The organism is Limnohabitans sp. TEGF005 (assembly GCF_055394835.1).
This window is the reverse complement of record NZ_AP029226.1, coordinates 2,688,646-2,712,530: the sequence shown is the minus strand read 5'-3', so window position 1 is coordinate 2,712,530 and position 23,885 is coordinate 2,688,646. Positions and strand designations below refer to the sequence as shown.

The following is a 23,885-nucleotide window of genomic DNA, read 5'->3' as shown; positions in this document are numbered from 1 at the left end:
CAGGATAATCACCCCATGCAAAACCATTTCATGGCCGTCACGGCCAGCCTGATATTTAGCGTTGCTTTGAGCGCCTGCAGCCCCGACCAGAACTGGCGTGAAGTCACGTTGGACGGCAGCACGCTCAAAGCCCAGTTGCCTTGTAAACCCGACCGCACCACGCGCTCTGTGCCATTGGGGGGCGTGGCTGTGGACTTGCAAGTCGTCGGTTGCGACAGTGGCACGGCCATCGTGGCGGTCATGACCGCACCTTTGCAGGCGGGTGCCGATGCCAATGCCGTGATGTCCGGGTGGCAAAAAGCCACGCTGGACAACGCCCGGATCAAGCAGCCTTTGGCGCTTGAGCAGCTGCAGAACTGGCACCGTCCAGGGCAATTGCCACTGGCTTCGTCTGTTCGAATTCAGGCCCAAGGTCTGCGGGCCAATGGGGATGCGGTGACCATGGCCGCCGTCTGGGGTGCTGTGGCCGATGGCGACCATGTGCGGCTGATCCATGCGGTGGTGTATGACCGCCAAATTTCGCCCGAAATGGCCAATACCTTGTTTGACGGGCTGAAACCATGACCGCTGCGACTTTGGCTCAGCCCGCTCAATTGCCACGCCGGATGGCCGTGGTGGTCTTTTTGGCGTTTGCGCTGGCGTATTTTTTCTCGGCTTTGGTGCGTGCCATTACCGCCACTTTGTCGCCCACGCTCCTCACGGAGTTCAGCCTGAATGCGCAAGACCTGGGCCTGTTGGCGGGCGGGTACTTTTTGGGCTTTTCGCTGACCCAGTTGCCTTTGGGTCGCTTGCTGGACAGGCATGGCCCCAAAAAAGTGGTGCTGGCTTTTTTGTCGTTTGCCGTGTTGGGGTGCCTGGCGTTTTCGTGGGCTGACAGTTTTCATGGCCTGCTGGCAGCTCGTGTGCTGTGCGGCATGGGCGTGAGCGCCTGTCTGATGGCGCCTTTGACCGGGTATCGGCGCTGGTTTGACGCCAGTACCCAATTGCGCACCAATTCGTGGATGCTGATGACCGGTTCGCTGGGCATGTTGGCGGCGACCTTGCCTGTGCAATGGCTCATGCCCATTTGGGGTTGGCGCGCCCTGTTTGTCATGCTGGGGGTGATGATTGCTCTGGCCATGGTGCTGATCGCGTTGGTGGTGCCGCAGTGGCAAAAAGCCATGCCCATGGGTGTTGCCCATGCAATGCCCGTTTTGGATGATGACGGCAGTTACCGTCAAATTTGGCGCAGCCCTTATTTTTGGCGCATGACGCCCATCGGCTTTTTCAGTTACGGGGGCATGGTCGCCATTCAAACACTGTGGGCGGGCCCTTGGATGACACAAGTGGCCGGGTGGACGGCCAATGAAGCGGCAACAGGTTTGTTCTTCATCAACCTCAGCATGCTGGTGGCATTTTGGCTTTGGGGGATGGTCACTCCGCGTCTGGCACGCCGGGGCATTCCGGTTGAGCGCTTGATCGCCTGGGGTTTGCCCCTGACTTTCGTGGTGCTCGCTGCGCTGGTGGGCTTGGGTGCTGCCATCGGCGGCTTGGCGGCGGCAGCCCTGGCGTTGTATTGCGTATGCAGCACTTTTGTGGCCTTGGCCCAGCCTGCCGTAGGCATGGCTTTTCCGGCGCATTTGGCTGGGCGTGCCTTATCGGCTTACAACCTGGTGATCTTCGCGGGCATCTTTGTGGTGCAGTGGGGCATTGGCTTGGCGGTGGATGCCGGGCGCAGCCTGGGCTTGCCTTCGGTCATGGCCTATCAGGTGGCTTTGGCGGGTTTTGCGGTGTGTTCATGCCTGTCATGGGTGTATTTCCTCCTGAGCAAGCCGGATCAGACCTGATAATGAAGTCCTCATGATCGGTATCCTCATCATCGCCCACGCCCCGCTGGCCAATGCCTTGCGTGAATGTGCATTGCACGTGTTCCCCGATTGCGCTTCGGGTGTCTTGGCTGTCGATGTGCGGCCAAACGACGCGCCTGAAGTCACGCTGGCTGAAGCTCGTCGCGCCATGACGGCGCTGGGTACAGACCAAGTCTTGTTGCTCAGCGATGTGTTCGGCGCCACACCGTGCAACGTGGCTCAGCAGCTCAATGATGGGCAGCACACCCGACTGGTGGCAGGTGCCAACTTACCCATGCTGCTGCGCAGCGTGTGTTACCGCCATGAAAGTCTGGAGGCGCTGGCCGCCCGTGCCCACGCTGGCGGCACCCAAGGCGTCATGCCCGTGGGCAGCACTGCGCCCCAAAATCAAACAGGAAAGAGACATGCCCCAAGCCACAACGACCATCAGCAATAAACTGGGTTTGCATGCCCGCGCATCGGCCAAGCTGACCAAGCTGGCGGGTAGTTTCCCGTGCGAAGTCTGGCTCAGCAAGGGTGAGCGTCGCATCAATGCCAAAAGCATCATGGGCGTGATGATGTTGGCGGCAGGTTTGGGTAGCGAAGTGCTGGTGGAGACCCATGGTGAGCGCGATCAGGAGGCGTTGGATGCACTGCTCGCGTTGATGGCCGACAAGTTTGGCGAGGGCGAATGAGCATGTCGTGGCGTAAATCCTTGACGGGTGCTGAGGGGATGTCATGACTTTCAGCATCCACGGTTTGGCGGTCGCCCGGGGCATTGCGATTGGGCGCGCTGTGCTGGTTGCTTCCAGCCGGGTCGATGTGGCGCACTATTTCATCCAGCCTGATCAGGTGACGCTGGAAATCAAACGCCTGCGCAAGGCCCGTGATGACGTGGTGGACGAGTTGCAGCGGCTGCAAAAAGACATGCCCAAAGACGCGCCGCATGAACTCACGGCCCTGCTCGATGTGCACCTGATGCTTTTGCAAGATGAAGAGCTGACGGCGGGTGTGCGTCAATGGATTGAAGAGCGTCTGTACAACGCCGAGTGGGCGCTGACCAGTCAGCTCGAGATCATTGCCCGCCAGTTCGACGAGATGGAAGACCCCTATTTGCGGGAACGCAAAGCCGATATGGAGCAGGTGGCCGAGCGGGTGTTGCATTGCCTCAAAGGCACAGGCTCGCTGGTCACGCAAGCGCGCAGGCCCGCACGGCCCCAACAAGAGCTGCAGTTGGGCGACACCATGGATGTGCCTCTGGTGTTGGTGGCGCACGATTTGTCGCCAGCCGACATGCTGCAATTCAAGCAAAGCGTTTTTACAGGCTTTGTCACGGATGTGGGTGGCAAGACGTCTCATACCGCCATCGTCGCCCGCAGCCTGGACATTCCGGCGGTGGTGGGCGCACGCAGTGCCAGCCAGCTGGTCAAGCAAGACGATTGGGTCATCATCGACGGCGATGCCGGTGTGGTCATCGTGGACCCTTCGCCCATCATCCTGGCCGATTACGGCTTCAAGCAGCGCCAGGGCGATCTGGAGCGCCAGCGTCTGGCACGCCTGCGGCACACCCCGGCGGTCACGCTGGATGGCCAAAAAATCGAATTGCTGGCCAACATCGAGATGCCTGAAGACACCCAAGCCGCCATCACCGCAGGTGCGGTTGGCGTTGGCCTGTTTCGCAGCGAATTTTTGTTCATGGGCCGCCAAGGCAACTTGCCCGGTGAGGAGGAGCAGTACGAGGCCTACCGCCGTGCTGTGGATGGCATGAACGGATTGCCCGTCACAGTTCGCACAGTGGATGTGGGCGCAGACAAACCGCTCGATGAAGCACGGCACGATGCCGCGCATTTGAACCCGGCTTTGGGCTTGCGGGCCATCCGCTGGAGCCTCGCTGATCCTTCCATGTTTTTGACCCAGCTGCGCGCCATCTTGCGTGCTGCTGCCCACGGCAAAGTCAACTTGTTGATTCCCATGCTCGCGCATGGCAGCGAGATTCGCCAGACCTTGGCCTTGATCGAGCAAGCACGGCACGAGCTGGACCGCCGAGGTGCAGCCTATGGCCCGGTGCGCCTGGGTGCGATGATCGAAATTCCTGCGGCCGCTTTGTCGTTGCGCTTGTTCCTCAAGTACTTTGACTTTTTGTCCATTGGCACCAACGACCTGATTCAGTACACGCTGGCCATTGACCGGGCTGATGAATCGGTGGCGCACTTGTACGACCCCTTACATCCGGCCGTCTTGCGTCTGGTAGCCGACACCATTGCCGAATGCCATGCCCAAGGCAAAGGCGTTTCGGTGTGTGGAGAGATGGCGGGCGACGTGGCCATGACCCGGCTGCTGCTGGGTCTGGGTTTGCGCAGTTTTTCCATGCACCCGTCGCAGATCTTGTCCGTCAAGCAACAGGTCTTGCGATCGGATACGACCAAGTTGGCGTTGTGGGCCAGCCAAGTGCTGGATTCAGACGAGCCATCGGGTTTGATGGCGAACTGAGTCAGGATTTTTCGAGTTTGTCCTGCGTGCGGGTGTCGAAATCACCTGCGTCGTGGCGCTCATGCAGCTGCATTTCGGGCGGCCCGATGACCCGGTTGACCATGCGACCGCGTTGCACGGCAGGGCGCTTGGCCAACTCGTCGGCCCAGCGGTTGACGTGTTCGTATTCGTGCACTTGCAAAAATTCGCCTGCCTCGTACATCGTGCCCTTGGCCATGCCGCCATACCAAGGCCAGATGGCCATGTCGGCGATGGTGTAGTCATCGCCCGCAATGAAGCGGCTTTCTGCCAATCGCCGGTTCAACACATCCATCTCGCGCTTGACCTCCATGGCAAAGCGGTCAATGGCGTACTCGATCTTGATGGGGGCATAGGCATAAAAATGACCGAAGCCACCGCCCAGGTAAGGCGCGCTGCCCATTTGCCAGAACAGCCAAGACAGGCACTCGGCCCGCCGCACCGGGTCGGTGGGCACAAAGGCACCAAACTTTTCAGCCAAGTACAACAAGATGGCACCCGATTCAAACACCCGTACAGGCTCAGTGCCACTGCAGTCCAGCAAGGCAGGGATCTTGGAGTTTGGGTTAACGCCGACAAAGCCGCTGCTGAACTGTTGCCCTTCTTGGATGCGGATCAGCCAGGCGTCGTATTCAGCGCCCACATGGCCCAAGGCCAGCAGCTCTTCGAGCATCACCGTGACTTTGACGCCATTGGGCGTGGCCAGCGAATACAGTTGCAGCGGGTGCTTGCCGCGGGGCAGTTCTTGCTCGTGTGTTGGCCCTGCAATGGGGCGATTGATGTTGGCAAAGCGTCCGCCATTGGCCTTGTTCCAAGTCCAGATGGGGGGCGGCGTGTAAGGGCTGGAATCGGTCATGACGGCCTTGAGTAGGATGGGTTGAGCGGGGTCAGGGTTTGTCGGCCAGATTCAGCTGCGCCGAATGTGCCTGCTGGTCTGCGTGGTAGCTGCTGCGCACCATCGCGCCCACTGCCGCATGCGAAAAGCCCATTTCGTAGGCTTTGGCCTCGAACATCTTGAAGGTGTCGGGGTGCACATAACGGCGCACGGGCAGGTGGCTGTTGCTGGGTGCCAAGTACTGGCCAATGGTCAGCATCTCGATGTTGTGTGCCCGCATGTCGCGCATGACGTCCAGAATTTCTTCGTCTGTTTCGCCCAAGCCGACCATCAAGCCACTCTTGGTGGGCACGTTCGGAAACAGCGCTTTGAATTTCTTCAACAAGCTCAACGAGAACTGGTAGTCCGAGCCGGGACGCGCTTCTTTGTAAAGGCGCGGCACGGTTTCCATGTTGTGGTTCATCACATCGGGTGGTGCGGCTTTGAGAATTTCCAATGCGCGGTCATCGCGTCCACGGAAGTCGGGCACCAGCACTTCGATCTGGGTGGTGGGTGACAGCTCACGTGTTTTGCGGATGCACTCCACAAAATGCCCCGCACCGCCATCGCGCAGGTCGTCGCGGTCCACGCTGGTGATCACCACGTATTTCAGCTTGAGTTGTGCAATGGTCTTGGCCAGGTTGTCGGGCTCGTTCACATCCAGTGGGTCGGGTCGGCCATGGCCCACATCGCAAAACGGGCAGCGGCGGGTGCACTTGTCGCCCATGATCATGAAGGTGGCGGTGCCTTTGCCAAAGCACTCACCGATATTGGGGCAGCTGGCTTCCTCGCACACGGTTACCAGTTTGTTGGCGCGCAGCACGTCTTTGATTTCGTAAAAGCGGGTGGTGGGGGAGCCCGCTTTGACGCGGATCCACTCGGGTTTTTTGAGCACTTCACCGGCTTCGACTTTGACCGGAATGCGAGACAGCTTGGCCGCTGCTTTTTGCTTGGCCATGGGGTCGTAGTTTTCAACGCTTTGGGCTTCGCGAACCACGTTGCGTTCGGTGGGGGTGTTGCTCATCTTGTTCTTTCAGTCACTGCAGCCACATCGCGTGCGCAGGCAGGGGTTCATAAACGGGCCGCCAATTGCTGGGCCAGCACATGGGCGGCTTCGTCCCAAGTGGTTTCTACGCCGATTGTAGAAAGGTCCACGGTTTTCAGGCCGGCATAGCCACAGGGGTTGATGCGGTTAAAGGGCTCGAGGTCCATCGCCACGTTGAGTGCGGCACCGTGGTAGGTGCAATGGCGGCTGACTTTGATGCCCAGTGCGCTGATTTTGCCCAGGCCTTTGAATGGGTCACTGGCTGGCGCAGGCCCCACCAGCGCGCTGTGGCTGAAGGGGTCTTCTAGGCGCACATAAATGCCCGGTGCACCGGCCACACGGTGGCCCGTGACACCAAAATGCGCCAGCGTGCGGATGACCGATTCTTCAAGCTTGTAAACGTATTCTTTGACGAAATAACCAGCGCGTTGCAAGTTGACCAATGGGTACGCCATCACTTGGCCCGGGCCATGAAAGGTGACTTGCCCGCCCCGGTTGGTCTGCACCACCGGAATGTCGCCAGGCATCAACACATGGCCTGCTTGTCCAGCCAGGCCTTGTGTAAACACAGGCGGGTGTTCGCAAATCCAGAGTTCGTTGGGTGTCTCGGGCGTACGCTCGTGGGTGAAGACCTGCATGGCCTCGTAAGTTGGCAGGTAGTCGACCCGCCCCAGAAGCCGGATGTCCATGTTCAGAGGACGATTTTGACCATCGGGTGCGAGGTCAGCGCACGGTACAAATCGTCAAGTTGTTCGCGGCTTGTGGCGGTGATGTTGAGCGTCACGCCAAGGTAGTTGCCGCCTTTGCTGGGGCGCAGCTCGATGGTGGCTGCATCAAAGCCTGGGTCAAATTGCAGGGCCACCTGGCATAAAGCTTCAGCAAAACCATCGACCATGGCCCCCATGACTTTGATGGGGAAGATCGAGGGGTATTCGATCAGGGTTTCTTTGCGCGGATCAATGCCGGCAGGAGGTGTAATGGACGCGCTCATGAAAAAATTCCGTTGGGGTTGCAAGCTTAACGCCAGACCACGACGGCCAAAACCGCCAGCCAGCCCAGCACGAAATTGGTCACCACCAAGGGGTGAATTTGCCCAAGGGCTTTGCCTGCAGCGGGCCAGTCAGCGGCCAGCACGGCGGCCTTCAGCTTGCGAAATGGCGCGAACCAGATGTGCGCAAAAATCAGACACATCAACAGGCCAAGTCCGGACATGGCATGCCAACCTTTGGGGGCCAGTTTCATATCGGTCATGGACAGCATCCAGAAGCCAGAAGCAAGGAGCAGGGCGATCGAAATCCACACCATCACAAAAAAGCGGGACAGCACACCAGACATCAGGGCCAAGCGCTCAGGTGGCGCCATCTGTGCCACGACCATCGGGCGCAAAGCCAAAATGACCAAAGCCATGCCGCCGAGCCACACGATGCCAGCGCCAAGGTGAAAAAATTTAAACCATTCGTACATATAAAGGACCTATCAACAAGCTTTAAAACGAGTCCTCGAATGGGGACTGACCATGCAATTGTCGCTGTTGGGGCCTGGCACATAGAGCATGTGGGAATTTGTCGTCAATCAAAAGCTGAAGACGCACGGGTTTCTACGTATAATCAAAGGCTTTGCTGGATTTGACGTGTTGTACGTAACTTCGGTGTAATTTGAGATGGTCAAAATCGCCTCATCCCCAGAAACGGGCATCCCGGTCAGTGCGTCAGATGATGCAGATGAAGGTCTTGAGCTCGAATTCAAGCCCTTGACTGCTGAACAGGCCCAGGCTTGGCGCCAACAAAACCCGGTGGTTTCACCTTGGCGCGTGTTGGCTTTGCAGGTGGTCGTGGGTGCGTTGGTGGCTGTGTTGACTGGTTTGGTCAGCGGGCAGTTCCGATTGGCGGCATCGGCGGCATGGGGTTCTGTGGCGGTGGTGATTCCGGCTGTTGTATTTGTCAGGGCTTTGAGTCGGCAAATGCGACGAACCCAATCAGGCTCTGCCTTGGCGGGTTTGTTTGTTTGGGAGTTGGTCAAGATCATCTTGACCGTGGCGTTGCTTCTGGTGGCGCCTAAAGTGATTTCAGATCTGAGCTGGTTTGCCTTGGTGGCCGGTTTTGTGGTGACGATGAAGGTGTATTGGCTGGCCATGGCGCTGGGCTGGATGCAAACCAAGTCGAAGCCGAAATTTTTATGAACTGATTGGTGATTTATGTCTGCTGAAAACGCTGGCGCGCATGCCCCAACGGCTGGAGAGTACATCCAGCACCACCTGCAACACCTGCAAATGAACTTTTCATTTGAAGGCGTCAAGCAAACGAGCATCGTTGACTTCAGTCTGTTCAACTTGGACTCGGTCGTTTTCTCACTCGTTTTGGGTGTTATCGGTTGTTTGGTCATGTGGGCGGCTGCCCGCAAAGCCACTTCGGGCGTTCCTGGTCGTTTCCAGGCCGGTTTCGAGCTGCTGGCCGAGATGGTTGAAAACCAGGCCAAAGGTGTTATTCACAACGCCAAGAGCCGCAAACTCATTTCTCCTCTGGCGCTGACCGTGTTTGTCTGGATTTTCCTGATGAACGCAATGGACATGCTGCCTGTCGACCTGATCCCCGGTGCTTGGCATGCAGCCGGCCCTGCTTTGGGTTTCAAAGACTATTTGCGCGTCGTGCCAACAGCCGACTTGTCCTCCACATTGGGCCTGTCTTGCTCGGTGCTGTTCATTTGCCTGGTCTACAACATCAAGATCAAAGGCTTGGGCGGCTGGGCTCACGAACTGATTGCTGCGCCCTTTGGTGACCATTGGGCTCTGTATCCGATTAACTTCTTGATGCAGATGATTGAATATTTGGCCAAGACGGTTTCGCATGGCATGCGACTGTTTGGCAACATGTTTGCGGGTGAGTTGGTGTTCATGTTGATTGCCCTCATGGGTGGCGGCTGGGCATTGTCGGCAACCGGTGTGGGTCTGGCTATTGGCCATATCCTTGCTGGTACCGTGTGGACTTTGTTCCACATCCTGGTCATCACCTTGCAAGCCTTCATCTTTATGATGTTGACGCTGATCTACACAGGTCAAGCGCACGACGCACATTGATGACACTTTTTCTCTCGTTTCCTGTTTCTTTTTTCCACTAACTTTTAGGAGCTTCTCATGGAAAACATTCTCGGCCTGGTGGCATTGGCATGTGGTTTGATCGTTGGTCTGGGTGCTATCGGCGCTTCTATCGGCATCGCTTTGATGGGCAGTAAATTCCTCGAGTCCTCTGCTCGTCAACCTGAATTGATGAACGAACTCCAAACCAAGATGTTCATCTTGGCTGGTCTGATCGACGCTGCGTTCCTGATTGGTGTGGCCATCGCTTTGCTGTTTGCCTTCGCCAACCCCTTCGTTCTGAAGTAATCCACGTACCTCTTCCAACAGAAGAAGGACTGAACCGTGAACATTAACGCTACTCTGTTCATTCAGATGATCGTTTTTGCGATTCTGGTGTGGTTCACGATGAAATTCGTGTGGCCCCCGATCACAAAAGCGCTCGACGAACGGGCACAGAAAATCGCTGACGGCCTCGCTGCCGCAGACAAAGCCAAAGCCGAACTCTCCAGCGCCAATGCGCGTGTCGAGTCCGAGTTGGCCCAGTCGCGCAACGAGACGGCTTCGCGCTTGGCTGATGCCGAGCGCCGTGCAAATGGCATCGTTGACGAAGCCAAAGCACGTGCCACCGAAGAAGGCAACAAGATCATCGCCGCTGCAAAAGCTGAAGCTGAGCAGCAGGCTGTCAAAGTCCGCGAAACCCTGCGTGAGCAGGTCGCAGCTTTGGCCGTCAAAGGCGCCGAGCAGATTCTCCGCAAGGAAGTCAACGCCGGCGTCCACGCTGATCTGCTGAGCCGCCTCAAGACCGAGCTGTAAGAAGCTCCAGCCAGAGAAGACCATGGCAGAACTTGCTACCATCGCCCGCCCTTATGCCGATGCGCTTTTCAAAGCGCAGGCATCCGATCTCGCTGGCACGGCCGCTTGGCTGGACGAACTGGCTGTGATTGCCGACAACGCGCAATTGCAACAGTTCGCCGATAGCCCCAAAGTGTCCGACGAGCAGGCATTCGAGCTGATCTCTGGCGTGGTGCGCACAGCACTGCCCGAGGCTGGCAAGAATTTCCTGCGCCTGGTGATCGAAAACCGCCGTCTCAGTGCGCTGCCTGTCGTTGCACAGCAGTACCGGGCCCTCATGAATGCGCAAGCTGGCACCGCTGACGCGGTGGTTTACAGCGCATTTCCCATCGACGCTTCGGCTTTGGCCGATTTGTCGTCCACGCTCGAAAAACGCTTTGCGCGCAAGCTCAATGTGAGCGTCGAGCTGGATGCTGCCCTGATCGGTGGCATTCGTGTGGTGGTGGGCGACGAGGTGCTCGATACCTCTGTCAAGGCCCGACTGGAACAAATGAAATCGGCCCTCACCGCTTGATGCGGATTGAGACCGGACATATTTAAAGAAAGAAGGAAAGAGTCATGCAACTCAATCCCGCAGAAATTTCTGAACTGATCAAGAGCCGCATCGAAGGGCTGTCCGCCAGCGCCGATATCCGCAACCAAGGCACTGTGGTGTCTGTGACCGACGGTATCGTTCGCGTCCATGGCTTGTCTGATGTGATGCAGGGCGAAATGCTCGAATTCCCATCCACAGCCGATGGCACTGCCACTTTTGGTCTGGCCCTGAACCTCGAGCGTGACTCGGTTGGCGCCGTGATCTTGGGTGAGTACGAGCACATCTCCGAAGGCGACACTGTCAAGTGCACAGGCCGCATTTTGGAAGTGCCCGTGGGCCCCGAACTGATTGGCCGTGTGGTGAACGCTTTGGGTCAGCCAATTGACGGTAAAGGCCCGATCAACGCCAAGATGACCGACGTGATCGAAAAAGTCGCCCCTGGCGTGATCGCACGTAAATCGGTTGATCAGCCTATGCAAACTGGCCTGAAGTCGATCGACTCCATGGTGCCCGTGGGCCGTGGTCAGCGCGAACTGATCATTGGCGACCGTCAGACCGGCAAGACTGCCGTCGCGATCGACGCCATCATCAACCAAAAGGGTCAGAACATGACCTGCGTTTACGTCGCGATTGGCCAAAAAGCCTCGTCGATCAAGAACGTGGTGCGCGCTCTGGAACAAGCTGGCGCGATGGAATACACCATCGTCGTGGCCGCTTCTGCCTCTGAATCTGCTGCCATGCAGTACGTGTCGGCCTACTCTGGCTGCACCATGGGCGAATACTTCCGTGACCGTGGCGAAGACGCTTTGATCGTTTATGACGATCTGTCCAAGCAAGCCGTGGCTTACCGTCAGGTGTCGCTGCTGTTGCGCCGTCCACCAGGCCGCGAAGCTTACCCTGGCGACGTGTTCTATCTCCACAGCCGTTTGCTCGAACGTGCAGCCCGCGTGAACGCCGACTATGTCGAAGCCTTCACCAAAGGCGCTGTCAAAGGCAAAACAGGTTCCTTGACGGCTTTGCCCATCATCGAAACCCAAGCCGGTGACGTGTCTGCATTCGTGCCCACCAACGTGATTTCGATCACCGACGGTCAGATCTTCTTGGAAACCAGCTTGTTCAACGCCGGTATCCGTCCAGCGATCAACGCCGGTATCTCGGTGTCGCGCGTCGGTAGCTCGGCTCAAACCAAGATCATCAAAGGTCAATCCGGCGGTATCCGTACCGACTTGGCCCAGTACCGTGAATTGGCCGCTTTCGCCCAGTTCGCTTCCGATCTGGACGAGTCGACACGCAAGCAGCTGGACCGCGGTGCCCGCGTGACTGAATTGCTCAAGCAAGCCCAATACAGCCCTCTGTCGATCAGCTTGATGGGCGCCAGCCTGTTTGCGGTGAACAAAGGCTTCATGGACGACATCGACGTCAAGAAAGTCCTGGCTTTCGAACACGGTTTGCACGCTTACCTCAAAGACAAGAGCGCAGCCCTGTTGGCCAAGATGGAAAGCACGCAAGCACTGGACAAAGAAGCTGAGGCTGAATTGACCACTGCTGTCGCCGCTTTCAAGAAAAGCTTTGCTTAATTTCTACCTGATCAAAAGGAGCCGCTGATGGCATCGGGCAAGGAACTACGCACCAAGATCAAATCGGTGGAAAACACCAAGAAGATCACCAAGGCCATGGAGATGATTTCCGTCTCCAAAATGCGCAAGGCGCAGGAGCGTATGCGCACGGCCCGGCCTTACAGCGAGAAGATTCGCACCATTGCGACTCATCTCGGGCAGGCCAACCCTGAGTACGTGCACGCCTTCATGAAGCAAAACGACGGCAAGTCCGTCGGCTTCATTGTGGTGACCACGGACAAAGGTTTGTGCGGTGGCTTGAACACCAACCTGCTGCGTGCCGTGACAGGTAAATTGCGTGAAACGCAGGCTGCAGGCAAGACGCCTCTGGCCGTGGCCATTGGCGGCAAAGGTTTGGGTTTCCTGAACCGCGTCAATGCCAAAGTGGTGGCGCATGTGACCCATCTGGGCGACAAGCCTCATCTGGAAAAGCTGATTGGCCCCGTCAAGGTGCTGCTCGACGCTTATGCCGCTGGTGAGGTGAGCGCTGTGTACCTGTGCTACAACAAGTTTGTCAGCACCATGGCACAAGTGCCCACCATCGACCAGTTGCTGCCACTGTCTTCTTCCAAGATGGAAGCAGACACCAAGGCAGCAGGTGCCGTGGCCCATGGATGGGATTACATCTATGAGCCCGATGCCCAGTCGGTCATTGACGATTTGTTGATCCGTTATGCAGAAGCCCTGGCTTACCAAGCCGTGGCCGAAAACATGGCCTCAGAGCACGCTGCTCGCATGGTGGCCATGAAGGCCGCCACGGACAACGCTGGCAATGTGATTGGCGAGCTCAAACTCGTCTACAACAAGACCCGTCAAGCAGCCATCACCAAAGAACTGTCGGAAATCGTCTCTGGCGCAGCCGCGATCAGCGGCTGATCCCCAGTTCAGCAAATTCAAATTATTTGGAGCGAAAAATGCAAGCCCAAGGAAAAATTGTTCAGTGTATTGGCGCTGTGGTCGACGTGGAATTTCCACGTAACCAGATGCCCAAGGTTTATGACGCACTCAAAATGGAAGGCTCCGCGCTGACCCTGGAAGTGCAGCAGCAACTCGGCGACGGCATCGTGCGCACCATTGCGCTCGGTTCTTCTGACGGTTTGCGTCGTGGCCTGATGGTGTACAACACAGGCAAGGCGATCACCGTGCCTGTGGGCAAAGCCACACTGGGCCGCATCATGGACGTGTTGGGTGCGCCCATCGACGAACGTGGTCCTGTCAGCCAGGAACTCACTGCTTCCATTCACCGCAAAGCACCTGCTTACGACGAACTGAGCCCTTCACAAGAACTGCTGGAAACCGGCATCAAGGTGATTGACTTGGTTTGCCCGTTCGCCAAAGGCGGCAAGGTCGGCTTGTTCGGTGGTGCCGGTGTGGGCAAGACCGTGAACATGATGGAACTCATCAACAACATCGCCAAGGCGCACAGCGGCTTGTCCGTGTTCGCTGGTGTGGGTGAGCGTACCCGTGAAGGCAACGACTTCTATCACGAGATGGCCGACTCCGGCGTCGTGAACCTCGAGAACCTGCCTGAGTCCAAAGTGGCCATGGTTTACGGCCAGATGAACGAGCCACCAGGCAACCGTTTGCGCGTCGCCTTGACCGGTCTGACCATTGCTGAATCCTTCCGTGACGAAGGCAAAGACGTGTTGTTCTTCGTGGACAACATCTACCGCTACACCTTGGCCGGTACCGAAGTGTCCGCCTTGTTGGGCCGTATGCCTTCTGCTGTGGGTTACCAGCCAACCCTGGCCGAAGAAATGGGCCGTTTGCAAGAACGTATCACGTCGACCAAAGTCGGCTCGATCACATCGATTCAGGCCGTTTACGTGCCAGCCGATGACTTGACCGACCCATCGCCTGCGACCACGTTTGCTCACTTGGACTCCACCGTGGTGTTGTCTCGTGACATCGCTTCGCTCGGTATCTACCCAGCTGTGGATCCTCTGGACTCCACCAGCCGTCAGCTCGATCCTTTGGTTGTGGGCCAAGACCACTACGAAACCGCTCGCGCTGTGCAAGGTACTTTGCAGCGTTACCGCGAACTGCGCGACATCATCGCCATCATGGGCATGGACGACTTGGCGCCTGAAGACAAGTTGGCCGTGGCCCGTGCCCGCAAGATCCAGCGTTTCCTGTCGCAGCCTTTCCACGTGGCTGAAGTGTTTACCGGTTCCCCCGGCAAGTACGTCACATTGGCTGAAACCATCCGTGGCTTCAAGATGATTGTGTCCGGCGAGTGCGATCACCTGCCAGAGCAAGCTTTCTACATGGTCGGTACCATCGACGAAGCTTTCGAAAAGGCCAAAAAGGCCGCGTAAAGCAGAACCCCGGGGCGGCTATCCAGTCTCCCCGTAGTCCGCTTCAACGCACCTTTTTAAGGAGTAAACATGAACACCATCCACGTTGATGTGGTCAGTGCAGAAGAGTCCATCTATTCGGGCGAAGCCCGATTCGTGGCCTTGCCTGGCGAGTCTGGCGAACTGGGCATTTACCCACGTCACACCCCGCTGATCACCCGCATCAAAGCCGGTTCGGTTCGCATCGAGACGGCTGACGGCGGCGAGGAATTTGTTTTCGTTGCGGGTGGCATTCTGGAAGTGCAGCCCGACTGCGTGACCGTGCTGTCTGACACCGCGATCCGCGGCAAAGACCTCGACGAAGAGAAAGCCAATGCGGCCAAAGCAGCAGCAGAAGAAGCTTTGAAAAACGCCAAAAGCGAAATCGACTTGGCCCGTGCCCAGTCCGAGTTGGCTGTCTTGGCGGCTCAGTTGTCGGCCTTGCGGAAATACCGCAAAAAATAAGACGCTGAACAAGAGCAGTACCTGTACTTGTGCAGGCATTTTCAAAAAACCCGACGCAGCAATGCGGTCGGGTTTTTTGTTGCCCGGCGCACCATGGGCGCGTGTAGACTTGGTCGGATCATGAAAAGAGCCAAATTGCAAGCAGCCATCGTGGGTGGAACACCCGACGACATCGAACAAAGCTTTTACGAAGCGCTTCACAACGCTGACATTGAGCAGCTCATGGCGTGTTGGGCGGAAGAAGATGACATCGTCTGTGTACATCCTGGTGGGCCGCGCATGATCGGGCCGGGTGCCATACGTGCCACATTTGAGGGCATGTTTGCCAACGGCAGTGTGCAAGCGCACCCAGAAAGAGTCCACAAAATCGTTTCACTCGCGTGCGCGGTTCATCACCTTGTGGAGCGAGTGGAGGTGATCACACCGCAGGGCGCCAAACAGGCATTTGTGATTGCCACCAATGTGTACCAAAAAATGCCACAGGGTTGGCGCATGGTGGCCCACCATGCAAGCCCTGGCACCCCGAATGATTCGGCCGATGTGGGGGTCAAGCCCACGGTGCTGCACTGAGGCTTATGCATTATCGAGCACCCGTATGGCTGCCCGGTGGGCATGCCCAGACCATTTGGTCAGCCCTGTATGCACGCAGACGGTGGGGCCCGGCATTGCCCATACAGCGTGAGCGCTGGCTCACACCGGACGATGACTTCATCGATGTCGATCGACAAAATGCCAGTCGACATGACAGGCCCATGTTGGTGTTGTTTCACGGACTTGAGGGTTCATCAGACAGCCATTACGCGCAGTCCTTTGCCGATTGGGCGGCTGCGCACGACCTCAACTTTGCTTTGCCCCACTTTCGCGGCTGCAGCGGCGAACTCAATCGTGCACCGCGTGCCTACCATTCAGGTGATCACCAGGAAATCGACTGGGTATTGAGTCGTCTGCGCAAGCAGCATCAATCGCAGGGTGGTCAAACACTGATCGCAGCAGGCGTGTCCCTAGGCGGCAATGCCTTGATGCGGTGGGCCGCCGAACACGGCACCGCAGCCTTGCAAAGTGCAGATGCCATCGCTTCGATTTGTTCGCCGCTTGATTTGATGCAAAGTGGGCACGCCATAGGGCGTGGTTTGAACCGACAAATTTATACGCGCATGTTTTTGCGCAGCATGAAGCCAAAGGCGTTGGCCAAGTTGGCGCAGCACCCAGGCCTGTTTGATCGGCAGCGGCTCATGGCTGCGCGAGACCTGTACGAGTTTGACAATGTGTTCACGGCACCCTTGCATGGGTTCAAAAATACAGACGATTACTGGGCCAAAGCATCGGCCAAACCGTTGATGCAGAACATCCGCCTGCCGGCCTTGGCATTGAATGCCCGGAACGACCCCTTCGTACCGGCGAGCAGTTTGCCCCAAAAGAACGATGTATCGAGGTCGGTCACGCTTTGGCAGCCCGAGCACGGGGGGCATGTTGGATTCGCCCAAGGCAGTTGGCCCAGCCATGTGCGTGGCTTGCCCGATGCCGTGGGGAGCTGGCTTTTGGGTGCATCTGGGCAGCCGTTTCACGAAGGGATTACAGCCCATGGATGACATCGTTCGCCAAGCCATGACCAAGTGGCCGAATGTGCCCGACTGCTTTGGCTGGCTGGGTTTGGACAGTCGCGGGCAGTGGCACATGCGAGATGACCGGGTGCAGCACTTGGGTGCGTTTCAAAGTGGTCAAGCAGGCGCCAAAGGCTCTGTGCTGAGGCATGAAAAGTTGATTGATTTCATTCATCGCAACTACGATGCCGATGTGCAGGGGCGTTGGTTTTTTCAGAACGGACCCCAGCGGGTCTACATCGAGCTGGAAGTTGCGCCCTACATCTGGCGATTGAGCGAAAGCTTTGAGCCGACCGCGCACACAGGGCAAGCCGCGCAAGTCATCGCATGCCTGGTTGACGAAGCCGGGCGTGTTTACCTGAAGACCACAGCGGGTTTTGGCTTGGTTCACACCCTGGATGTCGCCTTGGTCGCCGAAGCCATAGAAAAAAATCTTTGGATCCCTGAAGACTGTTTGTCTCGGGAACTGCCTGAGCGCTTTGGATTTGTCATCAGCCCACAGCAAGGCTGAGGTTGACCATCAGCGAGCGGGCATAAAAAAACCGACCACGAGGGTCGGTTCATTCAAGAGGCCGCAGCCGCTTTACTTCTTCTCGCCTTCGGCAGCAGGTGCCTTGGGTTCATCAAATTTGGCACCGGCATTGTTGGCCATATAGACCACAGCGCGGGCAATTTCGGTGTCGTTGAAATCACCGCCACCTTGTGCACCCATGGCACCTTTGCCTTTGAGGGCCGAAGTCACCAAAGTCTCCAGGCCTTGCTTGATGCGCGCACCCCAAGCGCCAGCGTCGGCAAACTTGGGTGCACCGGCTGCGCCTGCAGCGTGGCAGGCAGAACACTGCGCTTTGTAAACTTCTTCACCGGCTTTCAAAGGACGATTGGCGTCGCGTACTTCAACGGTGCCGATTTTCTGAATGCGCTGGGCGACCGATCTTTCGGAGTCGCTGGCACCCGGAGCCGTCTTGTTGGCCGAAGTCACATAAAAGACCAAACCGATGATGATGAACACCGGGATGATGAAAGAAGCAAGGCTCAGCAAAAGCATTTGCTTGGGCGTTTTCACCGGGCCGGTGTGTGCTTCGTGTTGATCGTGGCTGTTGTCGCTCATGAGATCCTCTTGTTGGGCTTGGCCTTTGGGCCTGGGTGTTGACCGTAATCAACCCAAGATTATAGCGGCCCACCCTTCACCGGACTTGCAAGCCCCGGCCAGAAAGACAAGCCGTGACATAATCCGTGCAGCACCAAGTGCGGCTGTAGCTCAGTGGATAGAGTATTGGCCTCCGAAGCCAAGGGTCGTGGGTTCGATCCCCGCCAGCCGCACCAAACTCAATTTCGCCACCCTTTGCGGTGGCGTTTTTGTTTATGTAAGACAGGTTCAGCGGCTGGGGCTGTCCGGTGCTGGTGTTTCTTTGACTCGGCGGGCGCCGGTAAAACGTTTGGTCCAGTAAGCTGCCCGCAAATCATCCACGCGCACCGTTTTGCCGGTGCTGGGCGCATGGATGAATTTGCCATCGCCGAGGTAAATGCCTACGTGGCTGAACGTGCGGCGCATGGTGTTGAAGAAGACCAGGTCGCCCGGGTTGAGTTCATTGCGGTCGATTTTGTCTGTCGCCGCTGCTTGCTCATCTGCACGCCGGGGCAATAAGCGCCCAACGGATGTTTCATACATGTAACGCACGAATCCGCTGCAATCAAAGCCAGTTTCGGTAGAACTGCCGCCGCGTTTGTAGGGCACGCCCAGCAAGCCCATGGCTTTCCCAAGCATTTGGTCGGTTTTCTCGCCGACACTGCTTTTCATTTGGTCGCCCAGTTGCATCAAGCTGGCCAGTTCTGACATCCGCTTGACTTCTGCTGCCTGCTCGTCTGCAGGTGCGGCAAAAACCAAGGAGGACGCCAGCAGCAAACTGACAGCGGTGGCAAGGGGCTTAAATTTCACGATATAAGATTTTGTGGATGAGCCATCCATAATAACCGCTTCAACCGTGCGCGGGCAATGGCCTTGTTGAGTATCTTTGTTTAGTTAAACGCCGTAACGGTCACGATAAGCTTGAACTTTGGGCAGATGTTCGGCCAGCGCGTTGCCGCCCTGGTTCGACAGATAAGCCAACAAATCAGACAGTTGCGCAATCGTGCAGACCTGCATGCCCAGTGTGCCGCGCACGTACTGCACGGCGCTGTGGGGCACGTCTTGCACCGAGCCGTCGGCCTGTTTTTCGGTGGCCATTTCCTGGCGGTCCAAGGCAATGGCAATCGCGTGGGGCGTGGCGCCTGCGGCCTGAATCAGGGCAATCGACTCGCGTGCGGCGGTACCTGCGCTCATCACGTCGTCCACGATCAGCACGCGGCCCTTGAGCGGCGCACCCACCAAACTGCCGCCTTCGCCGTGGTCCTTGGCTTCTTTGCGGTTGTAGGCAAAAGGCACGTTCTTGCCCAAGCGGGCCAGTTCTACCGAGACCGCCGCGCCCAGCGGAATGCCTTTGTAGGCAGGACCAAAGATCATGTCGAATTCGATGCCGCTGGCCAGCAGGGCTTTTGCATAGAATTGCGCGAGTCGACTCAGCTTGGCGCCGTCGTCAAACAGCCCTGCGTTGAAAAAATACGGGCTCATGCGCCCGGCTTTGGTCTTGAATTCGCCAAAGCGCAGCACGCCCGAGTCGACCGCAAATTGCACAAATTCTTGAGCAAGCGCCTGCATCTCGGCGCTGCTTGCCTGTCCTGTCACCATGGGGAAATCCTTGTTCAAACTCACCAGCCTCAACCTCAACGGCATCCGTTCAGCCACGACCAAAGGGGTCGAAGCCTGGTTGGCGCAAGAAAAGCCTGATTGTATTTGCGTGCAAGAAGTCAAAGCCCAAGCGGCCGATGTCGCAGGCAAGTTTGAAGACATCGCAGGCCTGAAAGGCCACTTTCAGTTTGCCGAGAAAAAAGGCTATTCCGGCGTGGGCGTGTACACCCGGCATGAGCCCAGCGATGTGGTCGTGGGTTTTGACGGCGGCGAGTTCGATGCCGAAGGCCGCTATGTCGAGCTGCGTTTCGACACGCCCACCCGCAAACTGTCCATCATCAGCAGCTACTTTCCCAGTGGTTCATCGGGGCCTGAGCGGCAAGAGGCCAAGTTCCGATTTTTGGACAAGATGTACCCGCACCTCATGGCCCTCAAAGCCGAGCGCGACTTCGTGGTGTGCAGCGATGTGAACATCGCGCACCAACAAGCCGACCTCAAGAACTGGAAGGGCAACCTCAAAAACAGCGGCTTTTTGCCCGAAGAGCGTGCCTGGATGACACAGCTCACCACCGAGGGCGGTGTGGTTGATGTGTATCGCCGCCTCCAGCCCGACACCACAGACGCTTGCTACACCTGGTGGAGCAACCGAGGCCAGGCCTATGCCAAGAACGTGGGCTGGCGGCTGGACTACCAACTCGCCACCCCGGCCTTGGCTGAAAAAGCCCGAACCGAATCGATTTACAAAGATCAAAAGTTTTCAGACCACGCACCGATCACGGTCGAATACGACTTAGACCTCTGAGCGCAAGGCCACGGCCATGCGTCGCCCTTCGGTGGCGCTGCGCTGGCCCAGCTCAATCAGTTCCATCACCCACAGCGCTTCTTCGGCGGGCACCGGATTGGCCGCACCGCACAGCACCGCATCGCGAATGCCCGCGTAATAGCGCGTGTAATCGCCGGGCATGCCCATTTGCGTGCTTTCGCTCAGGTGTTGCTGCGCGTCTGACAGCGTCAAGCGCAGGGGCTCGGGGTCAACGCCCCAGTCGGCCAGCGGTGGGCGCTGGCCCGCCTTCAAGGCGGCCTCTTGGGTGTCCAGCCCCCACTTGACCAGCGACCCCTCGGTGCCATGCACCGTGAAGCGGGGCGCCACATGGGCGGTCAAGGCGCTGGCATGCAGCACCACCCGCATATCGCCGTAATGCAAGAGGGCATGAAACCAGTCATCGGCGCGGCTGTGGTCACGCTGGCGTGCCCAGTCGAGCGAAAGCGTTTGGGGTGGGCCAAACAATTGCAGCGCCTGGTCGAGCAAATGCGGCCCCAAGTCGTACCACAGGCCGCTGCCCGGCTCACCCGAATCGCGCCAGCGCTGTGGCACCACGGGGCGATAGCGGTCAAAGTGCGATTCAACATGCACGATGCGACCCAGGGTGACGCTGTTCAGCACCGCTTGCAGCGACAAGAAATCCCCATCCCAGCGCCGGTTATGAAAAACCGACAACAAACGCGCTTGCTGCTTGGCCAATACGATCAGGTCGCGGGCCTCTTGCACATTCAGGGTAAAGGGCTTGTCGACCACCACATGCTTGCCGGCCCGCAGCGCCAAAGCGGCCAGTGGGGCATGGGTGTTGTTGGGCGTGGCCACCACCACCAGGTCAATGTCGGGTCGTGCGATCAGGCTTTCGGGGGTGTCGCACACCGCAACGCCGGGCCAGGCGGCGTGCACGTCTTGCGCACGGCTGCTGGAGATGGCCGTCAACTGCAAACCCGGCACGGCGGCAATCAGTGGCGCATGAAAAGTGGCACTGGCGTAGCCAAAGCCCAAAAGGCCCACTTTCAGGGGAGAGGTCATCGTCGTGCTTTCGGTTTGGCCATGAAGCTTGGCCATTCAACAGGGTCGCCAGCTTAAACCAAGCCGCCCACCTAGGCCGACACAGATCCAAATCGTGACACCCAAGCCTTTGCCACCATTCGGTGCACATTCGCCCTGCACACAAATCAAGCCCGTGTACAGATCAACCCCGTGTATAGGTCAGCATGCGCCCCTTGTAGGCCAGGGCATCCGCATGGGCGGACTGGTCCAGCACCTGCTCGTGCATGGCAAAGCCTGCACGCGCCATGTGCTTGTGAAACGCCGACCTGTTGCCCCGATTCGGGTCCACCACCCAAATTTCCGAAACCCTTGCGGCATGGGTGTTGATGAAGCTCGCCAGCGTGCCCTCGTCGTCGCGCTCGTACAAGATGTCGCTGCCCACAATCAGGTCAAAAAAGCCGCTGACACCGTCATCTTGTGCCGACGTCAGCACCGGCAAGCCATCTTCGCGCAGCGCGGCAGTGCCCCATAAACCATGACGGTAAGTCATCGGGGGCAGGCCGTTCAGGCGGGCGTTTTCGTTCAGAAAGGCGTGCGTCAAAGGGTGACAATCGCTGGCCGTGACGTTGGCGCCGCGCCGGTGCGCCACCAGGCTTGACAGGCCCAAACCACAGCCGATCTCCAAAATCCGCTCAGCACTCACGGGCCTTTGGGCCATGCGCTCGGCCATGCGTTGACCCGAAGGCCACAACAAACCAAACAAGGGCCAAGTGGCCGACGAAATGCCCAAATTCAGGGCCTCATCCAAGGGGTCGTGGAACTGGTTTTTGTCGAGCAGGGAGCGAATGAGCAGGTCATCCACGCCCAAAACCGCGATGCTTTCCTGTTTGGTCAGGTAGCCGGGAAAAGAGGTGTGCAAAAGGGCAATCGGTGCAGCGCAAAGGCCGAAGATCAAAGGCGCTGGCTGGGGGCACTGTACACCCCGACCTCGAGAGACGGGCGCAATCGCATCCCTGATAATTCCCCCATGCTGCAATACCAAACCATCCCCGTCACCCCTTTCCAGCAAAATTGCTCCCTGATTTGGGACGACCAAACCCGCCAAGCGGCGGTGGTGGACCCGGGGGGCGATCTCGATTTGATTTTGGGCACGGTCAAAACACGGGGCCTTCAGCTGGAGCAGATCTGGATCACCCACGGGCATGTGGACCACGCCTCGGGTACGGCCGATTTGGCCGAGCAATTGGGGGGCTTGCCCATCATTGGGCCGCACCCGGCTGACCAGTTCTGGATCGATGGTTTGCCAGCAGCCGCAGCGGCTTATGGGTTTCCGCCCGCCCGCGTTTTCACACCGACACGTTGGCTGGCCGATGGCGACACCGTCACGCTGGGGGCGCACACCTTGCAGGTGCGCCACTGCCCAGGGCACACACCGGGCCATGTGGTGTTTTATTCACCCGAGATCCAGCGTGCTTTTGTGGGCGATGTGCTGTTTGCCGGCAGCATTGGGCGCACCGATTTTCCGCAGGGCAACCATGACGATTTGATCGCCAGCATCACCGAGCGGCTGTGGCCCATGGGCAATGACACGGTGTTCATTCCCGGGCATGGCCCCGAGAGCACTTTTGGGCGTGAACGTCAGTCAAACCCTTATGTGCGGGATGTCTGAAGGCATGGATTCCCGATCAAGTCGGGCATGACAGCCACTGGGGCTTATGCGCTTGTCAAACTCAGCCTTTGAGCGCTTGCTCGTACAGGTTTTGCACTTTGGGCAAGTTGGCTTGGAGTTCTTGAATGCGGTTGGCCCCGCTGGGGTGTGTCGACAGGAATGACGGGCTGCCATTGCCGCTGGCCGCTTGCATTTTTTGCCACAGACTGACGCTGGCCTCGGGTTTGTAGCCGCCGCGTGCGGCGATCTCCAGCCCCACCAAGTCCGACTCGGTTTCGTCGTCGCGGCTGTACTTCAGGGTGAGCAATTGGGTGCCCAGGCTGGCCGCGGCATCGCCCAAAGAGCCCAAGCCCAAGAGCTGCGACGCAATCGACAGGCCGATGCTGGTGGCCTGGCTTTTGGCCAGCCGTTCACGGGCGTGTTCACGCAGGGCGTGCGCCATTTCGTGGCCCATGATCATGGCCGCTTCGTCGTCGCTGAGTTTGAGCTGCTCCAGGATGCCGGTGTAAAAGGCGATCTTGCCGCCGGGCATGCACCAGGCATTGATTTGTTTGCTGCCAATCAGGTTGACTTGCCACTTCCAGTCACGCGATCGTGTGTTCCATTGCGCGGTGTGGGGAATTAGCTTTTGGGCAATGGCTTGCAGGCGTTGCAGTTGCGGGTGGCCATCGGGGGCCAGTGCGCCTTTGGCCCGGGCCTCGGCCAGCACTTGTGTGTATTGTTGCCGCGCTGAGGTTTCCAGCGTTTCGGCAGGGACCAGCTTGCGCAGGCCAGAGGACGAACCTACGTCCACTTGGGCCAAAGCCGATCCGGCGGCTGTGGCGCCCGCTGCCAGCATGAACGCCCGTCGGGCTTGCCAGCGAGGCGTTTTCTGATCGGGCGCATCTGGATCGGTATGGGCCGAGGGGGTTTTGAGGTCGCAAATAAAGCACATGGTTTGCAAATCATAG

At 58.1% G+C, this 23,885-nt stretch carries 30 protein-coding genes and 1 tRNA gene; 20 read left to right on the top strand and 11 right to left on the bottom strand.

Annotated elements, in window-relative coordinates:
- The first annotated feature begins 15 nt into the window (after nt 1-15).
- Genes ACZ5RG_RS13465 through ptsP form a run of 5 tightly spaced genes read left to right on the top strand, consistent with a single transcriptional unit; the run spans nt 16 to nt 4,316 of the window.
- Nucleotides 16-564: a hypothetical protein gene (locus ACZ5RG_RS13465; protein ID WP_298602868.1), complete on the top strand. Its 549-nt coding sequence runs from the start codon at nt 16-18 to the stop codon at nt 562-564.
- Nucleotides 561-1,826: an MFS transporter gene (locus tag ACZ5RG_RS13460; protein ID WP_315236851.1), complete on the top strand. Its 1,266-nt coding sequence runs from the start codon at nt 561-563 to the stop codon at nt 1,824-1,826. The genes ACZ5RG_RS13465 and ACZ5RG_RS13460 overlap by 4 nt, the downstream gene beginning before the upstream one ends.
- Nucleotides 1,827-1,839: 13 nt before the next feature.
- On the top strand, nt 1,840-2,283 hold the full coding sequence (locus ACZ5RG_RS13455; RefSeq protein WP_312260811.1) for a PTS sugar transporter subunit IIA: 444 nt from the start codon (nt 1,840-1,842) through the stop codon (nt 2,281-2,283).
- A complete protein-coding gene (locus ACZ5RG_RS13450; protein WP_298602876.1) occupies nt 2,252-2,521 on the top strand; it encodes an HPr family phosphocarrier protein in 270 nt (89 codons plus the stop codon). Before ACZ5RG_RS13455 ends, ACZ5RG_RS13450 begins: the two co-directional genes overlap by 32 nt.
- 43 nt (nt 2,522-2,564) lie before the next feature.
- Complete coding sequence (ptsP, locus tag ACZ5RG_RS13445; RefSeq protein ID WP_312260809.1) at nt 2,565-4,316, top strand: phosphoenolpyruvate--protein phosphotransferase; 1,752 nt, start codon at nt 2,565-2,567, stop codon at nt 4,314-4,316.
- A gap of 1 nt (nt 4,317) precedes the next feature.
- Here the strand turns inward: ptsP and yghU are convergent, their stop codons facing one another.
- From yghU to ACZ5RG_RS13420, 5 genes are read right to left on the bottom strand one after another with little or no spacing between them, the layout of a single operon-like run.
- On the bottom strand, nt 4,318-5,190 hold the full coding sequence (gene yghU, locus ACZ5RG_RS13440; RefSeq protein WP_315236854.1) for a glutathione-dependent disulfide-bond oxidoreductase: 873 nt from the start codon (nt 5,188-5,190) through the stop codon (nt 4,318-4,320).
- Nucleotides 5,191-5,221: 31 nt separating this feature from the next.
- Entirely contained in the window at nt 5,222-6,232 is a 1,011-nt protein-coding gene (lipA, locus tag ACZ5RG_RS13435; protein WP_019429169.1) for a lipoyl synthase, read from the bottom strand.
- A gap of 47 nt (nt 6,233-6,279) precedes the next feature.
- On the bottom strand, nt 6,280-6,942 hold the full coding sequence (gene lipB, locus ACZ5RG_RS13430) for a lipoyl(octanoyl) transferase LipB (protein ID WP_298602887.1): 663 nt from the start codon (nt 6,940-6,942) through the stop codon (nt 6,280-6,282).
- Nucleotides 6,943-6,944: 2 nt separating this feature from the next.
- Entirely contained in the window at nt 6,945-7,244 is a 300-nt protein-coding gene (locus tag ACZ5RG_RS13425; protein WP_019429171.1) for a DUF493 family protein, read from the bottom strand.
- Nucleotides 7,245-7,270: 26 nt separating this feature from the next.
- Nucleotides 7,271-7,717 carry a CopD family protein gene (locus ACZ5RG_RS13420; RefSeq protein WP_298602892.1) on the bottom strand — a complete coding sequence of 149 codons (447 nt, stop codon included), beginning with the start codon at nt 7,715-7,717 and terminating at the stop codon, nt 7,271-7,273.
- Between the two features lie 196 nt (nt 7,718-7,913).
- On the opposite strand from ACZ5RG_RS13420, the gene ACZ5RG_RS13415 reads away from it, so the two are divergent.
- The 12 genes from ACZ5RG_RS13415 to ACZ5RG_RS13360 all read left to right on the top strand — a co-directional run bounded on the left by ACZ5RG_RS13415 (nt 7,914) and on the right by ACZ5RG_RS13360 (nt 17,242).
- Nucleotides 7,914-8,432, top strand: coding sequence for an ATP synthase subunit I (locus ACZ5RG_RS13415; protein ID WP_464447323.1), 519 nt, complete (start codon nt 7,914-7,916; stop codon nt 8,430-8,432).
- Between the two features lie 15 nt (nt 8,433-8,447).
- Nucleotides 8,448-9,326 carry a F0F1 ATP synthase subunit A gene (gene atpB, locus ACZ5RG_RS13410; RefSeq protein WP_298602898.1) on the top strand — a complete coding sequence of 293 codons (879 nt, stop codon included), beginning with the start codon at nt 8,448-8,450 and terminating at the stop codon, nt 9,324-9,326.
- Nucleotides 9,327-9,383: 57 nt separating this feature from the next.
- Nucleotides 9,384-9,632: a F0F1 ATP synthase subunit C gene (atpE, locus tag ACZ5RG_RS13405; protein ID WP_464447322.1), complete on the top strand. Its 249-nt coding sequence runs from the start codon at nt 9,384-9,386 to the stop codon at nt 9,630-9,632.
- A 36-nt stretch (nt 9,633-9,668) separates the two neighbouring features.
- Nucleotides 9,669-10,139, top strand: coding sequence for a F0F1 ATP synthase subunit B (locus ACZ5RG_RS13400; protein ID WP_026036503.1), 471 nt, complete (start codon nt 9,669-9,671; stop codon nt 10,137-10,139).
- A 22-nt stretch (nt 10,140-10,161) separates the two neighbouring features.
- A complete protein-coding gene (locus ACZ5RG_RS13395) occupies nt 10,162-10,692 on the top strand; it encodes a F0F1 ATP synthase subunit delta (RefSeq protein ID WP_298602903.1) in 531 nt (176 codons plus the stop codon).
- Between the two features lie 44 nt (nt 10,693-10,736).
- Nucleotides 10,737-12,290: a F0F1 ATP synthase subunit alpha gene (gene atpA, locus ACZ5RG_RS13390; RefSeq protein WP_019429178.1), complete on the top strand. Its 1,554-nt coding sequence runs from the start codon at nt 10,737-10,739 to the stop codon at nt 12,288-12,290.
- Nucleotides 12,291-12,317: 27 nt separating this feature from the next.
- On the top strand, nt 12,318-13,205 hold the full coding sequence (atpG, locus tag ACZ5RG_RS13385) for a F0F1 ATP synthase subunit gamma (protein WP_298602906.1): 888 nt from the start codon (nt 12,318-12,320) through the stop codon (nt 13,203-13,205).
- A gap of 38 nt (nt 13,206-13,243) precedes the next feature.
- Nucleotides 13,244-14,647: a F0F1 ATP synthase subunit beta gene (atpD, locus tag ACZ5RG_RS13380; RefSeq protein ID WP_464447321.1), complete on the top strand. Its 1,404-nt coding sequence runs from the start codon at nt 13,244-13,246 to the stop codon at nt 14,645-14,647.
- Nucleotides 14,648-14,716: 69 nt separating this feature from the next.
- Nucleotides 14,717-15,130 carry a F0F1 ATP synthase subunit epsilon gene (locus ACZ5RG_RS13375; RefSeq protein WP_019429181.1) on the top strand — a complete coding sequence of 138 codons (414 nt, stop codon included), beginning with the start codon at nt 14,717-14,719 and terminating at the stop codon, nt 15,128-15,130.
- Nucleotides 15,131-15,250: 120 nt separating this feature from the next.
- Nucleotides 15,251-15,700 carry a YybH family protein gene (locus ACZ5RG_RS13370; protein WP_312260779.1) on the top strand — a complete coding sequence of 150 codons (450 nt, stop codon included), beginning with the start codon at nt 15,251-15,253 and terminating at the stop codon, nt 15,698-15,700.
- A 5-nt stretch (nt 15,701-15,705) separates the two neighbouring features.
- Nucleotides 15,706-16,719: a YheT family hydrolase gene (locus tag ACZ5RG_RS13365; protein ID WP_315236857.1), complete on the top strand. Its 1,014-nt coding sequence runs from the start codon at nt 15,706-15,708 to the stop codon at nt 16,717-16,719.
- Complete coding sequence (locus tag ACZ5RG_RS13360) at nt 16,712-17,242, top strand: DUF2946 family protein (protein WP_464447320.1); 531 nt, start codon at nt 16,712-16,714, stop codon at nt 17,240-17,242. The genes ACZ5RG_RS13365 and ACZ5RG_RS13360 overlap by 8 nt, the downstream gene beginning before the upstream one ends.
- 72 nt (nt 17,243-17,314) lie before the next feature.
- On the opposite strand, the gene ACZ5RG_RS13355 is transcribed toward ACZ5RG_RS13360, so the two are convergent.
- A complete protein-coding gene (locus tag ACZ5RG_RS13355) occupies nt 17,315-17,839 on the bottom strand; it encodes a c-type cytochrome (protein ID WP_298602924.1) in 525 nt (174 codons plus the stop codon).
- Between the two features lie 139 nt (nt 17,840-17,978).
- Between ACZ5RG_RS13355 and ACZ5RG_RS13350 the strand changes: the two genes are divergently transcribed.
- A tRNA-Arg gene (locus tag ACZ5RG_RS13350) sits at nt 17,979-18,054 on the top strand.
- A gap of 52 nt (nt 18,055-18,106) precedes the next feature.
- Here ACZ5RG_RS13350 and ACZ5RG_RS13345 read toward each other — a convergent pair.
- Together ACZ5RG_RS13345 and pyrE are read right to left on the bottom strand one after the other, a co-directional pair.
- Nucleotides 18,107-18,697 carry a C40 family peptidase gene (locus ACZ5RG_RS13345; RefSeq protein ID WP_298602927.1) on the bottom strand — a complete coding sequence of 197 codons (591 nt, stop codon included), beginning with the start codon at nt 18,695-18,697 and terminating at the stop codon, nt 18,107-18,109.
- 54 nt (nt 18,698-18,751) lie between these two features.
- Nucleotides 18,752-19,456 carry an orotate phosphoribosyltransferase gene (gene pyrE, locus ACZ5RG_RS13340; RefSeq protein ID WP_019429187.1) on the bottom strand — a complete coding sequence of 235 codons (705 nt, stop codon included), beginning with the start codon at nt 19,454-19,456 and terminating at the stop codon, nt 18,752-18,754.
- On the opposite strand from pyrE, the gene ACZ5RG_RS13335 reads away from it, so the two are divergent.
- On the top strand, nt 19,455-20,258 hold the full coding sequence (locus ACZ5RG_RS13335; protein WP_298602934.1) for an exodeoxyribonuclease III: 804 nt from the start codon (nt 19,455-19,457) through the stop codon (nt 20,256-20,258). The two genes, pyrE and ACZ5RG_RS13335, sit on opposite strands and share 2 nt — an antisense overlap.
- Here the strand turns inward: ACZ5RG_RS13335 and ACZ5RG_RS13330 are convergent.
- Both ACZ5RG_RS13330 and ACZ5RG_RS13325 read right to left on the bottom strand, forming a co-directional pair.
- Complete coding sequence (locus ACZ5RG_RS13330; RefSeq protein WP_464447319.1) at nt 20,247-21,305, bottom strand: oxidoreductase; 1,059 nt, start codon at nt 21,303-21,305, stop codon at nt 20,247-20,249. The genes ACZ5RG_RS13335 and ACZ5RG_RS13330 overlap by 12 nt on opposite strands.
- A 163-nt stretch (nt 21,306-21,468) precedes the next feature.
- Nucleotides 21,469-22,185: a class I SAM-dependent methyltransferase gene (locus ACZ5RG_RS13325; RefSeq protein WP_464447318.1), complete on the bottom strand. Its 717-nt coding sequence runs from the start codon at nt 22,183-22,185 to the stop codon at nt 21,469-21,471.
- Nucleotides 22,186-22,293: 108 nt separating this feature from the next.
- Here ACZ5RG_RS13325 and ACZ5RG_RS13320 point away from each other — a divergent pair, with 108 nt between their 5' ends.
- Nucleotides 22,294-22,935 carry an MBL fold metallo-hydrolase gene (locus ACZ5RG_RS13320; RefSeq protein WP_464447317.1) on the top strand — a complete coding sequence of 214 codons (642 nt, stop codon included), beginning with the start codon at nt 22,294-22,296 and terminating at the stop codon, nt 22,933-22,935.
- A gap of 61 nt (nt 22,936-22,996) precedes the next feature.
- Here ACZ5RG_RS13320 and ACZ5RG_RS13315 read toward each other — a convergent pair whose 3' ends face one another.
- Nucleotides 22,997-23,869, bottom strand: a complete 873-nt coding sequence (locus ACZ5RG_RS13315) for a M48 family metallopeptidase (RefSeq protein WP_464447316.1) — start codon at nt 23,867-23,869, stop codon at nt 22,997-22,999.
- Between the last annotated feature and the right edge of the window lie 16 nt (nt 23,870-23,885).

Bases quoted from the DNA above. Each gene is read 5' to 3' on its own strand.
- ACZ5RG_RS13465 (WP_298602868.1), top strand. From the start codon at position 16: ATGCAAAACCATTTCATGGCCGTCACGGCCAGCCTGATATTTAGCGTT.
- ACZ5RG_RS13460 (WP_315236851.1), top strand. From the start codon at position 561: ATGACCGCTGCGACTTTGGCTCAGCCCGCTCAATTGCCACGCCGGATG.
- ACZ5RG_RS13455 (WP_312260811.1), top strand. From the start codon at position 1,840: ATGATCGGTATCCTCATCATCGCCCACGCCCCGCTGGCCAATGCCTTG.
- ACZ5RG_RS13450 (WP_298602876.1), top strand. From the start codon at position 2,252: ATGCCCCAAGCCACAACGACCATCAGCAATAAACTGGGTTTGCATGCC.
- ptsP (WP_312260809.1), top strand. From the start codon at position 2,565: ATGACTTTCAGCATCCACGGTTTGGCGGTCGCCCGGGGCATTGCGATT.
- yghU (WP_315236854.1), bottom strand. From the start codon at position 5,190: ATGACCGATTCCAGCCCTTACACGCCGCCCCCCATCTGGACTTGGAAC.
- lipA (WP_019429169.1), bottom strand. From the start codon at position 6,232: ATGAGCAACACCCCCACCGAACGCAACGTGGTTCGCGAAGCCCAAAGC.
- lipB (WP_298602887.1), bottom strand. From the start codon at position 6,942: ATGGACATCCGGCTTCTGGGGCGGGTCGACTACCTGCCAACTTACGAG.
- ACZ5RG_RS13425 (WP_019429171.1), bottom strand. From the start codon at position 7,244: ATGAGCGCGTCCATTACACCTCCTGCCGGCATTGATCCGCGCAAAGAA.
- ACZ5RG_RS13420 (WP_298602892.1), bottom strand. From the start codon at position 7,717: ATGTACGAATGGTTTAAATTTTTTCACCTTGGCGCTGGCATCGTGTGG.
- ACZ5RG_RS13415 (WP_464447323.1), top strand. From the start codon at position 7,914: ATGGTCAAAATCGCCTCATCCCCAGAAACGGGCATCCCGGTCAGTGCG.
- atpB (WP_298602898.1), top strand. From the start codon at position 8,448: ATGTCTGCTGAAAACGCTGGCGCGCATGCCCCAACGGCTGGAGAGTAC.
- atpE (WP_464447322.1), top strand. From the start codon at position 9,384: ATGGAAAACATTCTCGGCCTGGTGGCATTGGCATGTGGTTTGATCGTT.
- ACZ5RG_RS13395 (WP_298602903.1), top strand. From the start codon at position 10,162: ATGGCAGAACTTGCTACCATCGCCCGCCCTTATGCCGATGCGCTTTTC.
- atpA (WP_019429178.1), top strand. From the start codon at position 10,737: ATGCAACTCAATCCCGCAGAAATTTCTGAACTGATCAAGAGCCGCATC.
- atpG (WP_298602906.1), top strand. From the start codon at position 12,318: ATGGCATCGGGCAAGGAACTACGCACCAAGATCAAATCGGTGGAAAAC.
- atpD (WP_464447321.1), top strand. From the start codon at position 13,244: ATGCAAGCCCAAGGAAAAATTGTTCAGTGTATTGGCGCTGTGGTCGAC.
- ACZ5RG_RS13375 (WP_019429181.1), top strand. From the start codon at position 14,717: ATGAACACCATCCACGTTGATGTGGTCAGTGCAGAAGAGTCCATCTAT.
- ACZ5RG_RS13370 (WP_312260779.1), top strand. From the start codon at position 15,251: ATGAAAAGAGCCAAATTGCAAGCAGCCATCGTGGGTGGAACACCCGAC.
- ACZ5RG_RS13365 (WP_315236857.1), top strand. From the start codon at position 15,706: ATGCATTATCGAGCACCCGTATGGCTGCCCGGTGGGCATGCCCAGACC.
- ACZ5RG_RS13360 (WP_464447320.1), top strand. From the start codon at position 16,712: ATGGATGACATCGTTCGCCAAGCCATGACCAAGTGGCCGAATGTGCCC.
- ACZ5RG_RS13355 (WP_298602924.1), bottom strand. From the start codon at position 17,839: ATGAGCGACAACAGCCACGATCAACACGAAGCACACACCGGCCCGGTG.
- ACZ5RG_RS13345 (WP_298602927.1), bottom strand. From the start codon at position 18,697: ATGGATGGCTCATCCACAAAATCTTATATCGTGAAATTTAAGCCCCTT.
- ACZ5RG_RS13335 (WP_298602934.1), top strand. From the start codon at position 19,455: ATGGGGAAATCCTTGTTCAAACTCACCAGCCTCAACCTCAACGGCATC.
- pyrE (WP_019429187.1), bottom strand. From the start codon at position 19,456: ATGGTGACAGGACAGGCAAGCAGCGCCGAGATGCAGGCGCTTGCTCAA.
- ACZ5RG_RS13330 (WP_464447319.1), bottom strand. From the start codon at position 21,305: ATGACCTCTCCCCTGAAAGTGGGCCTTTTGGGCTTTGGCTACGCCAGT.
- ACZ5RG_RS13320 (WP_464447317.1), top strand. From the start codon at position 22,294: ATGCTGCAATACCAAACCATCCCCGTCACCCCTTTCCAGCAAAATTGC.
- ACZ5RG_RS13315 (WP_464447316.1), bottom strand. From the start codon at position 23,869: ATGTGCTTTATTTGCGACCTCAAAACCCCCTCGGCCCATACCGATCCA.